Source organism: Mesonia profundi (assembly GCF_031085155.1).
GTDB classification, from domain to species: Bacteria; Bacteroidota; Bacteroidia; order Flavobacteriales; family Flavobacteriaceae; genus Mesonia; species Mesonia profundi.
In genome coordinates this window covers 26,293-38,754 of record NZ_JAVHUL010000020.1, presented here as the reverse complement: position 1 = coordinate 38,754, position 12,462 = coordinate 26,293, and the positions used below count along the sequence as shown (strand labels likewise).

At 35.9% G+C, this 12,462-nt stretch carries 7 protein-coding genes; 4 read left to right on the top strand and 3 right to left on the bottom strand.

Translation table 11 applies throughout. The features are described from left to right. Window positions 1-18 precede the first annotated feature (18 nt). Window positions 19-1,533 carry a histidine ammonia-lyase gene (gene hutH / locus RBU60_RS08785; protein WP_308864478.1) on the top strand — a complete coding sequence of 505 codons (1,515 nt, stop codon included), beginning with the start codon at window positions 19-21 and terminating at the stop codon, window positions 1,531-1,533. Window positions 1,534-1,612: 79 nt separating this feature from the next. Here the strand turns inward: hutH and RBU60_RS08780 are convergent, their stop codons facing one another. After that, complete coding sequence (locus RBU60_RS08780) at window positions 1,613-4,177, bottom strand: ATP-dependent Clp protease ATP-binding subunit (protein WP_308864501.1); 2,565 nt, start codon at window positions 4,175-4,177, stop codon at window positions 1,613-1,615. A gap of 244 nt (window positions 4,178-4,421) precedes the next feature. Between RBU60_RS08780 and gyrA the strand changes: the two genes are divergently transcribed. After that, complete coding sequence (gyrA, locus tag RBU60_RS08775; RefSeq protein ID WP_308864477.1) at window positions 4,422-6,992, top strand: DNA gyrase subunit A; 2,571 nt, start codon at window positions 4,422-4,424, stop codon at window positions 6,990-6,992. A gap of 20 nt (window positions 6,993-7,012) precedes the next feature. Continuing rightward, a complete protein-coding gene (locus RBU60_RS08770) occupies window positions 7,013-8,266 on the top strand; it encodes a tetratricopeptide repeat protein (RefSeq protein ID WP_308864475.1) in 1,254 nt (417 codons plus the stop codon). Between the two features lie 84 nt (window positions 8,267-8,350). Here RBU60_RS08770 and RBU60_RS08765 read toward each other — a convergent pair whose 3' ends face one another. Beyond that, on the bottom strand, window positions 8,351-9,100 hold the full coding sequence (locus tag RBU60_RS08765) for a C40 family peptidase (protein WP_308864474.1): 750 nt from the start codon (window positions 9,098-9,100) through the stop codon (window positions 8,351-8,353). Window positions 9,101-9,121: 21 nt separating this feature from the next. Then, entirely contained in the window at window positions 9,122-10,300 is a 1,179-nt protein-coding gene (locus RBU60_RS08760; RefSeq protein ID WP_308864473.1) for an acetyl-CoA C-acyltransferase, read from the bottom strand. A 113-nt stretch (window positions 10,301-10,413) separates the two neighbouring features. Here RBU60_RS08760 and RBU60_RS08755 point away from each other — a divergent pair, with 113 nt between their 5' ends. Beyond that, complete coding sequence (locus RBU60_RS08755; RefSeq protein WP_308864471.1) at window positions 10,414-12,459, top strand: HD family phosphohydrolase; 2,046 nt, start codon at window positions 10,414-10,416, stop codon at window positions 12,457-12,459. The last annotated feature ends 3 nt before the right edge of the window (window positions 12,460-12,462 follow it).

The window sequence follows — 12,462 nt, the reverse complement described above, 5'->3', positions numbered from 1 at the left end:
TATTTACTGAAATTTACCATGAAAGAAATACATTATATAAGTAGAGATATTTTAGATATCCATCATATTCAAAAAATAATTGATGAAAACATTCAATTAGAACTGAGTGAGGAAGCTAAATTATACATTCAGAAATCTAGAAAATACCTGGATGAGAAAATAGATAATTCTGTAGAGCCTTTCTACGGAATCAATACCGGATTTGGTTCTTTATGCAACGTAAAAATTTCTAAAGATAACTTGGTTCAACTGCAAGAAAACCTAGTGATTTCTCACGCTTGTGGAACTGGTGATCGCGTAAGTGACAAGATTGTGAAAATCATGATGTTGCTTAAGATCCAGTCGTTAAGTTACGGTCATTCAGGAATCGCTTTAGAAACCGTAGAGCGTCTCATTGAGTTTTTTAATAAGGATATTATTCCCGTAATTTATGAACAAGGATCCTTAGGAGCTTCGGGAGATTTATCGCCTTTGGCACATATGTCTTTACCGCTTTTAGGAAAGGGAGAAGTGGTTTATAAAGGAAAAGTACAGCCTTCAGAAAAAGTATTGAAGTCTAATAAGTTAAAAGCACTAGAGTTAAGGTCTAAAGAAGGTTTGGCTTTGCTTAACGGAACTCAGTTTATGAGTGCTCACGCCGTATTTTCTTTAATTGAAGTCTATAAGCTTTCGTATTTAGCCGATGCGATTAGCGCTGTTTCTGTAGAAGGTTTTGATTGTAATTTATCCCCTTTTGATCCGTTGGTTCACGAGGTAAGACCCCATCGCGGACAAGTAAAAACTGCCGAGCGAATCTTAAGTTTCTTAGAAGGAAGTGAAATCGCTCATAAAACGAAGGAAAGCGTTCAAGATCCTTATTCGTTTAGATGTATTCCACAAGTTCATGGTGCTTCTAAAGACACCATTCGTTTTGTGCATCAAACGGTAAAAACTGAAATTAATAGCGTTACCGATAATCCTAATCTTTTTGTAGAACAAGATAAAATTATCTCTGGCGGAAACTTTCACGGTCAGCCTTTAGCTTTAGGGATGGATTATTTGGCGATCGCTGTCGCGGAATTAGGTAATATCTCTGAAAGAAGAATTTACCAGTTGGTTTCGGGATTACGAGGACTGCCTATGTTTTTAGTAGATGATCCAGGGTTGAATAATGGGTTTATGATTCCGCAATATACAGCGGCAAGTATCGTAAGTCAGAATAAACAATATTGTACTCCAGCGAGTATTGATTCTATTGTTTCTTCTAACGGACAGGAAGATCACGTAAGTATGGGAGCAAATTCTGCCACCAAACTGATTAAAGTGGTAGAGAACCTAAATTCTGTGTTAGCCATCGAATTGTTTAATGCTTCACAGGCTTTATATTATAGAGAGCCTTTAAAATCATCTGCATTTATAGAGCAATTGGTAACTGGGTTTAGAGAAGAGGTGCCAATTGTAAAACAAGATAAAGTCATGGCTACAGAAATAGCCAACGCTAAGCGTTTCTTGCATCAATTTGATATTGATAAAGACTTGATGTTTTGTAATTAAAACGTTCTAGTTTTTATATAAAGCAAAAAAAAGCCTCATATCTAATAAGATATGAGGCTTTTTTGCATTTAGATTTCATTTATTCGGATTCTTCTTTTTTCTTTTTCGCTTTTTTTATTTCGATGACCAATTCAGTTTTTTCTTTGTTGAGATCCATTTTTACTTTATCTCCTTCCGCCATTTTGGAAGTGATAATTTCTTCCGCTAAGGCATCTTCTACATATTTCTGGATAGCTCTGTTTAAAGGTCTAGCCCCGTACTGCTTATCGAATCCTTTTTCAGCAATAAAATCTTTTGCCGCATCAGAAAGTTCTAAGTTATATCCTAAATCTTCGATTCTATCAAATAGTTTCGCCAATTCAATGTCGATAATTTTATGGATGTCTTCTCTTTCTAAAGAGTTGAAAATAACCACATCATCAATTCTATTCAAGAATTCAGGGGCAAAGGCTTTCTTTAACGCGTTTTCTATAATTCCTCTGGTATTCTCATCTGTCTGACTCTTTTTCGCCTGAGTTCCAAACCCAACTCCTTGACCAAAATCTTTCAACTTACGAGCTCCAATATTGGAAGTCATAATGATAATGGTATTTCTAAAGTCAATTTTACGGCCTAAACTATCGGTTAAATAACCATCATCTAACACCTGAAGCATCATATTAAACACATCTGGATGCGCTTTTTCTACTTCATCTAAAAGAACTACCGCGTAAGGCTTACGTCTCACTTTTTCGGTTAACTGTCCGCCTTCTTCGTATCCCACGTATCCTGGAGGAGCTCCAATTAGTCTAGAAACGGCAAACTTCTCCATATATTCACTCATATCAATTCTGATAAGCGTGTCTTCATTGTCGAATAATTCTTTCGCCAACACCTTTGCTAATTGCGTTTTACCTACTCCAGTTTGTCCTAAAAAGATAAACGACCCAATGGGTTTGTTAGGATCTTTTAATCCGGCTCTATTTCGCTGAATCGCTTTTACTACTTTATTGACCGCTTCATCTTGACCAATTACTTTTCCTTTTATCAGGTTAGGTAATTCGGCCAATTTATTGCTTTCAGTCTGTGCAATTCTATTCACGGGAATCCCGGTCATCATCGAAACGACATCGGCTACATGTTCATCGGTTACGATTTCTTTATGTTGTTTAGATTCCTCTTCCCAACGTTCTTGAGCGATTTCCAGTTCTTTTTCTATCTTCTTTTCGTCATCTCTTAATTTGGCAGCCTCTTCATATTTCTGCTTTTTAACTACCGTATTTTTAGTCTCCCTAACCTCATCTAATTGGCGTTCTAGATCTAAAATCTTTTTAGGAACCTCAATATTGGTAATGTGCACACGAGAACCAGCTTCATCTAAAGCATCGATGGCCTTGTCTGGTAAAAAACGATCGGTCATATACCTATTCGTTAGTTTTACACAAGCGCGTATAGCTTCGTCTGTATAATTTACATTGTGGTGAGACTCGTACTTCGACTTGATATTGTCAAGAATTTCTATGGTTTCATCTACCGATGTTGGCTCAATGATGACCTTTTGGAACCTTCTTTCTAAAGCACCATCTTTTTCAATATGCTGTCTGTACTCATCTAGGGTAGTGGCACCAATACATTGTAATTCCCCTCTTGCTAAAGCAGGTTTAAACATATTACTGGCATCTAAGCTTCCAGTGGCACCTCCAGCACCTACTATGGTGTGAATCTCATCAATAAATAAGATGATGTCATCATTCTTTTCGAGTTCGTTCATCACGGCTTTCATACGCTCTTCAAACTGCCCTCTATATTTAGTACCTGCAACGATGCTCGCCAAATCTAAAGTAACAACACGTTTGTCAAATAAAATTCGAGAAACTTTTCGTTGTACAATTCGCAAAGCTAAACCTTCTGCGATGGCACTTTTACCAACCCCAGGTTCTCCAATAAGGAGGGGGTTGTTTTTCTTTCTTCTACTCAGGATTTGAGAAACCCGCTCAATTTCCTTTTCACGACCTACTACGGGATCTAGTTTCCCATCATCGGCCATTTCAGTAAGATCTCTTCCGAAGTTATCCAACACTGGGGTTTTAGACTTTTTATTGGCCTTTCCTGTTTTTGGATTGCTTGATCCAAAGGGATTATTCTTGGGATTATCATCTGAAGCGGTCTCATCATCTGAAAAAGATTCAGACGTAGGACCTTCTACGTAATCGTTATCTTGTGTGATCATAGATTTAAACTCGTCTTTAACGTTATCATAATCTACTTTAAGCTTATTGATAAGCTTGGTGGTAGGATCATTCTCATTTCTTAAAATACATAATAATAAATGCGCCGTATTAATAGACGAACTTTGAAAAAGTTTAGCTTCCAAAAAGGTAGTTTTTAAAGCTCTTTCTGCTTGTCTTGTTAAATGAAGGTTCTTCTTTTCATTAGAAAGGGTAGAGCTATCCGCGTTAAGCGGACTTAAAATCTCAACTTTTCGTCTTAAATGATCTAAATCTACATTTAAGGATTCTAATATATCTATGGCTTTTCCATTACCATCACGCAGCAAGCCTAAGACCAAATGCTCTGTCCCAATAAAATCGTGACCTAAGCGTAAAGCCTCTTCCTTACTGTATGTTATAACATCTTTTACTCTGGGTGAAAAATTATCGTCCATTTTCTTATCTCCTCTTATTAATTTCAACTCATAAATTCAAAAACCATACCTCAATAAAGGTCACTACGCTAATAGACAAAAATATAGTGTAAAATCAAAGCATAGTAGCATTTAATTATTAACCAATAACGAATAAATATTTGTTAATAAAATAGGTGTAAAATCTTCCATAAAGGCTTTATATAATAGGGAAAATGATTAAATTGCCACGTTAGAATAAAGATTATTAACTAAATAAAATTTTATGGCTGGAGGAGAGAAGTTAATTCCTATCAACATTGAAGATGAAATGAAATCGGCTTACATTGATTACTCAATGTCAGTCATTGTGTCACGTGCACTGCCAGACGTTCGTGACGGTTTAAAACCAGTTCACCGTAGAGTATTATTTGGAATGTACGAATTAGGTGTATTTTCCAACCGAGCACATAAGAAATCAGCAAGAATCGTAGGAGAGGTACTAGGTAAGTATCACCCTCACGGAGATACCTCTGTATATGATGCCATGGTTAGAATGGCTCAAGAATGGAGTCTTCGTTATATGTTGGTAGATGGCCAAGGTAACTTTGGATCTGTAGATGGCGATAGCCCTGCAGCAATGCGATATACCGAGGCTAGAATGCGTAAAATAAGTGAGGATATGCTAGCCGATATCGATAAAGATACGGTAGATCATTCCCTTAACTTTGATGATACCTTAAAAGAACCCACGGTTTTACCTACTCGTGTTCCTAATCTTTTGGTGAACGGAGCTAGTGGTATTGCTGTAGGTATGGCAACCAACATGCCTCCTCATAACTTGACGGAAGTAATAGATGGTACCATTGCTTATATTGATGATCACGATATTGAAATCGATCAGCTTATAGAATATATAAAAGCACCCGATTTTCCTACTGGAGGAGTTATTTATGGATACGAAGGTGTTCGTGAAGCGTTTAAAACCGGTAGAGGTAGAGTGGTGATGAGAGCTAAAGCTACTCATGAAGAAGTGAAAGGCAAAGAATGCATCGTGGTGACCGAGATTCCATATCAAGTCAATAAGGCGGATATGATTAAGAAAACCGCCGACTTAGTTAATGATAAGAAAATTGAGGGTATTTCGTTGATCAGAGATGAATCTGATAGAAACGGTATGCGTATCGTGTATATCTTAAAAAGAGATGCTGTTCCTAATATCGTTTTAAATACCTTATTTAAGCATACAGCACTACAATCTTCTTTTAGTGTGAATAACATTGCTTTGGTAAAAGGAAGACCTCAAATGTTGAATCTAAAAGATATGATTCAATATTTTGTGGAACACCGTCACGAAGTAGTAGTAAGAAGAACCGAATTTGAATTAAAGAAAGCCGAAGATCGAGCACACATCTTAGAAGGATTAATCATAGCTTCAGATAATATTGATGAAGTGATTGCCTTGATTCGTTCTTCTAGCAATACAGAAGAAGCGCGTAATAAATTAATTGAGCGGTTCGAGTTAAGCGAAATTCAGGCGAAAGCCATCGTAGAAATGCGTTTAAGACAATTAACAGGTCTTGAACAAGATAAGCTACGTACAGAATACGATGAGTTAATGTTAACCATTGAAGACTTAAAGGATATTCTTGCGAGCAAAGAACGAAGAATGACCATCATTAAAGAAGAGCTTTTAGAGATAAGAGATAAGTATGGTGATGAGAGACGTTCAGAAATTAACTACGCAGGAGGGGATTTAAGTATGGAAGATATGATTCCTGATGAGCAAGTAGTGATTTCTATTTCTCACGCAGGATATATTAAAAGGACTCCGCTTTCAGAATATAAAAAACAAAATAGAGGAGGAGTTGGTTCTAAAGCTTCCACTACAAGAAATGAAGATTTCTTAGAATACCTGTTTGTAGGGACCAACCACCAGTATATGATTTTCTTTACTCAAAACGGAAAATGTTTCTGGATGCGAGTTTATGAAATCCCTGAAGGAAGTAAATCTTCTAAAGGTAGAGCCATTCAAAACTTGATCAATATTGATCCTGAAGACCGAGTAAATGCTTTTATATGTACACAAGACTTGAAAAACGAAGAGTACATCAATAGTCATTATGTGATTATGGCAACCAAAAAAGGTCAGGTGAAGAAAACTTCTTTGGAGCAGTATTCTAGACCAAGAACCAACGGTATTAATGCCATTACCATTAAGGATGGAGATGAATTACTTTCTGCTAAGCTTACTACAGGCGATAGCCAAGTAATGTTAGCGCTTAAAAGCGGAAAATGTATTCGTTTTGAAGAAAGTAAAACAAGACCTATGGGTAGAAATGCTTCGGGAGTGAGAGGAATTAGACTTGCTCACGATAAGGATGAAGTAGTAGGAATGATTGCCGTAGAAGATCCTAAAGAAGAAACCGTACTGGTTGTTTCTGAAAACGGATACGGTAAACGTACCTTTATTGATGATCCTGAAACAGGAGAGGAAATCTATAGAATTACCAACCGTGGAGGAAAAGGTGTGAAAACCATTTCTATTACAGAGAAAACGGGAGAATTGGTAACCATTAGAAGTGTAACCGATAGTGATGACTTAATGATCATCAATAAATCTGGTATTGCCATTAGAATAGCTGTATCAAGTTTACGTACTATGGGACGTGCCACACAGGGAGTTCGTTTAATTAATTTAAAAGGTAATGACTCGATTGCTGCAGTAGCTAAAGTTGCCAACGAAGATGATGAGGAAGGGAATGAAGAAGGTTTAGAAGAGAACCAAAATGGTTCTTTAGACGCATCTACAAGTGAAAATGGCACAACTATTGAGCCTAACGACGAGGAAGAATAAAAAATAAAAAAATAATGATTATGAAAACTAAAGCACTTAGTATTGGTCTTTCCCTTATTGGAATTGTGGCGATTGCACAAAAGAAGGAAATTAGGAAAGCTGCAAAAGCAGTAGAATCTGGAAATTATACAGAGGCTAAAACTCTTTTAACCTCTGTAGAGGGGGCTATTTCTAATGAAAAAGATAGAATACAAGCAGACTTTTACCTTACTAAAGGAAATGCGTTTCTAGCGGCTAAAAAAGAGACTACTTTAAAAACAGAGGATTTGATTACCGCAGGAGAATCTTTTCAAAAAGCAATTGTCTTAGGAGAAGAAGAGGAAGGTAAAATAGGAATCGCAGAAGTAAAAAGAGTCTTGATTACTGCAGCATCAGAAGATCAAACACAAGAAAAGTTTAAGGAATCTTCAAAGAAAATTTATACTGCTTATACTTTAAGTAATAAAGATACTTTATATCTTTATTATGCAGCATATGATGCTAGTAGAGCAGAAGATTTTGATAATGCTCTAAACTATTTTAAAAAATTAAGAGATGTAGGTTATACCGGAAAAGGAACTATTTACACTGCGGTGAATAAAGAGACTGGAGAAGTAGAAGAGTTTGGTAATGATAAGAATAAGAGAGATATCTACATTAAAGCTGGAAGTCATATTAAACCTTCTAGCATTAAGGAAGAATCTAAAAGACCAGATATAGTTAAAAACATAGCTTTGATTTATCTTCAAAAAGATGAAAAAGAAAAAGCCATAAAAGCAATTCAACAGGCAAGAAAAGAAAGCCCAGAGGACACTAATCTTATGTTGACAGAAGCTGATATCTACTACAACTTAGGTAAAATGGATAAGTATTCTCAGTTAGTCGAAAAAGTGATTGAGATAGATCCCGGCAATGCTACTCTTTATTACAATTTAGGAGTAACTGCCAGTAAAATGGGTGATCCAGAGAAAGCAATTGGATATTATAAAAAAGCCATTAAAATTGATCCTGAAATGTTGAATGCTAACATTAATATTGCTTCTGCTATTTTAAACAAAGAGAAAGGAATAATTGAAGAGATGAACGGTTTGGGAATGTCAAACGCAGATAATAAGCGCTATAAAGAGCTTCAAGAAGAAAGAAATAGTCTTTATACGGAAGCAACTCCATATTTAGAGAAAGTAATTCAGAACAAGCCAAAAGAGTCTGCAGAATACAAACAGTCTGCTCAAATTCTCTCACAGATTTACAGTATGCTAGGAGAAACTGAAAAAGCAAAAGCTTTAAAAGAATAAGTTCTCCCTTTATACCATTCATAAAAAAGCTTCCAAAATGGAAGCTTTTTTTATGAATGAAAATTTAAATCAAAACTAATTTTATTAGATGATCTTTTTTATCACCCTCAGGTTGTGTGAATATTGCTTAGTGTCTACATTAAATATTCCGCTATGGTCTAATCGGTCTATTCTCACTTTTCCGTGTGCATGAATAACATAATTGTCTCTCATTATAATGCCCACATGAATAATTTCACCTTCTTGATTGTCAAAGAAAGCTAAATCTCCGGGTTCACTTTCTTCAATAAAGCTTAGAGCTTCTCCTTGTCTTGCTTGTTGGGAGGCATCTCTAAGTAAGCTATATCCGTTGAGCTTATATACCATTTGCGTTAATCCGCTGCAATCAATCCCAAAAGGAGTTTTTCCTCCCCAAAGATAAGGCGCGTGAAGATAAAGAAAGGCAGTCTCCAAAAATTGCTCTTTAGGTATTTTTCCTTGAAACTTACGACCTTCATAGGTATATCCACCTAATTCAACTTTATTAATATTGGCACCTAGGGAAATGGGAATCAGTTGATTTTGCTGATCTTGAAGAAAATCGATGACATCACCCGTCAATTGATTAGGGGTTTGCTCTATTTCGGTATATTGATCTTCAGTAATATCTAGGTACTGTTTATTATCAATCCAACCTTCATATTGATCAAAAGCAATACGGATTTTGCTCCATTTTTTTCTTTTTTCTATGACTTTAAAATGATCACCAAACAAAAGTTGAGTGACCATTTCACTAGAATCAGCAGGTTCCCATCGCACAGGAACTATATTAAGGTTACAAAATCCGTAATGCATTATAATTATATATGGATACTATTAATTTCTTTCAATGATCATTGCCGAAGCACCGCCACCTCCATTACATATGGCAGCAGCACCTAATTTGGCGTCATTTTGCTTCAATACGTTTAAAAGAGTGATAATAATTCTTACTCCAGAACATCCTAAGGGGTGACCTAAAGAAACTGCTCCTCCGTTTACATTCACATTCTCGTCTGTTAAGCCTAATATTTTCATATTTGCTAAACCAACGACCGAGAAAGCTTCATTAAATTCAAAAAAATCTATTTTATCTTGAGTAACTCCTGCTTTTGCTAGTGCCTTTGGTAAAGCTTTAGATGGAGCTGTGGTAAACCATTTTGGCTCTTGTGCAGCATCTGCAAAACCTTTTATAGTCGCTAAAGGAGTTAATCCTAATTCTTCTGCTTTTTCTTTACTCATTAATACGACAGCACCAGCGCCATCATTAATGGTAGAAGCATTGGCAGCTGTTACGGTACCATCTTTAGAAAATGCAGGACGTAAAGAAGAAATTTTATCCATTCTTACATTTTTATACTCCTCATCTTCTTTAAAGATTACAGGTTCTCCTCTTCGTTGTGGCACTTCTACAGGGATCACTTCTTCATCAAATTTTCCTTCTGCCCAAGCTTTTTTAGAGCGCTCGTAAGATTTTACCGCAAAAGCATCTTGATCTTCTCTAGAAAACTCATATTCATTTGCACATAAATCTGCGCAAGTTCCCATAGCATTATGGTCGTAAGCATCTACTAAACCGTCTTTTTGCATGCCATCTTCCATTTGTTTAGGACCAAATTTTTGTCCGTTTCTCAAATGCATATAGTGAGGGATTAAGCTCATGTTCTCCATTCCACCGGCAACAATAATATCGGCGTCACCTAAAGCAATAGATTGCGCAGCTTGCATAACCGCTTTCATTCCGCTGGCACAAACTTTATTAATTGTGGTACAAGGAACTGAATCTGAAATCCCTGCTCCTAAAGCAGCTTGTCGTGCTGGAGCTTGTCCTACACCTGCTTGCACTACATTCCCCATTAATACTTCTTGTACTAATTTGGGATCTAAATTTATTTTATCTAAAGCGCCTTTAATTGCAATGGAACCTAATTTTGGAGCAGGAACATTTGATAAGCTTCCTAAAAAACTTCCAATAGGCGTTCTTGCCGCACTAACTATAACTACTTCTTTACTCATGGTTTTTAATTTTAAATCAGTTTCTGCGAATTTAACTAATTTATAAAGAACAGACCAACGCTTTATGAACTTACGATGGTTTTTTTAGTACATTTGAATGTCAAGTAATACGTATGAGCAAATTTGTAAACGGAATTTATAAAAACCAAGCCTTAATTTATAAGATATTTTTATATCTGCTAACCACGGCCATCATTGTTTACCTTTTTCCGAAGGGGAGTAAATTCAAGTATGATATTTCTAAAGGGAAGCCTTGGCAATATGAAAATCTATACGCTCCGTTTGATTTTGCAATTCTAAAAACGAATGATGAAATTGCTGATGAAAAAGAGCAAATAAGGGAAAACCATACGCCTTATTACGACTATAATATAGCAATTCCAAAACAGATTAAAGCCAATTTAGATAAGCAAGCTAGAGCTGTTTTTGGGGACAGTATTATGGCTTTACACGGAGTTAGATTGATTAAGTTTTCTCAAAAAACGCTAAATGATATCTATAAAACCGGGATCTTAATAGAAGTCAACCGATTTAACGAGAATAGTATTGTCTATCTTAAAAAAGGAAATGAAGCTCAAGAGGTGGTGTATAACAATATTATTCCCCAAGATAATCTAGGAACTTACTTAGATAAAAAAATAAGTTCGTCGCGGGTTTCTGCCTATCAAAATCAATTAAAAGAACTTTTCTTTAATATTCTTAAACCCAATGTTAAACTCAATGAAGAGTTAACCGAAAAAGATTTGCAGCTTAAACTTAGATCCATTTCCTATACCCGCGGAAGTATTTCTAAAGGAAGCCGAATTGTTGAAAGAGGAGAGGTCATCGACAATAATAAGTATCGAATTCTAATCTCTTTAAAAACGGAATACGAATCTAAAGTTTGGACAGAATCCAGTTACTACGTGGTAGTGACGGGTTATTTATTGTTAGTTTCTTTGGCCTTACTCATGCTATTTTTGTTTATTCATAAATACAGAAATGATATTTTTGAGAACAATACCAAAGTAACTTTTATCTTTTTCAACATTTTACTCACGGTTTTCTTAACTACTACCGTGATGAAAATCAATGTGGATTATTTATATGTAGTCCCGCTTTGTATTCTTCCGCTTACGCTGAAGGCTTTCTTTGATTCCAGACTAGGCTTATTTACTCATGTCGTAACTGTGCTTATTCTTGGAGTTATTGTTCCCAATAGTTATGAGTACATGTTTTTGCAAATCATTGCAGGGATTGTAACGATATTAACCATTTCTGAACTTTATAAACGCGCCAACCTATTTATCTCGGTAGGACAAATTACTGCGGTTTATATTTTTGCTTATTTCTCATTTACTATTATTCAGGAAGGTGATATCAGCAAGATTGATTATGCCACGATGATGATGTTTCTCCTTGGCGGATTTGCTACACTTTTTGTACAACCGCTTATTTACGCTTATGAAAAGCTATTTGGTTTAGTGTCTGATATGTCTTTACTAGAACTTTCTGATACCAATTCTAAGCTGCTAAAGGAACTTTCTAATAAGGCACCGGGTACTTTTCACCACAGTTTAAATGTGGCGAATCTCGCTGAAGCTGCCGCTAATGAAATAGGAGGTAATGCCATGTTGGTTAGGGTAGGAGCGCTATATCACGATATTGGAAAAATGGCGAATCCTACTTATTTTACAGAGAATCAAACGACCTCGGTAAATCCTCATGATGAGTTGGATCCTAAAGAAAGTGCCGAAATCATTATTAATCACGTGGTATACGGGATTGAAATGGCCAAGCGAAATAATCTGCCAGATCGTTTGATAGATTTTATTAGAACCCATCACGGTACGAGTTTGGTGTTTTATTTTTATAAAAAAGCACAAGAAAACGACGAAGATGTAAATGTAGAGAACTTTAGATATCCTGGTCCGACTCCTTTTAGCAAAGAAACCGCTATTTTGATGATGAGTGATAGTGTGGAAGCTGCCAGTAAAAGTTTAAAAGAACCTACGGCCTCTTTAATAGATGATTTTGTGGAGAAGATTATCAATAAGCAAATGGATGAAGGTCAGTTTTTAAATGCTAACATTACATTTAAAGAAATACAAGCCATTAAAAAGATTTTAAAACGAAAACTGAAGAATATTTATCACTTAAGAATTGAGTATCCAGAATAAACC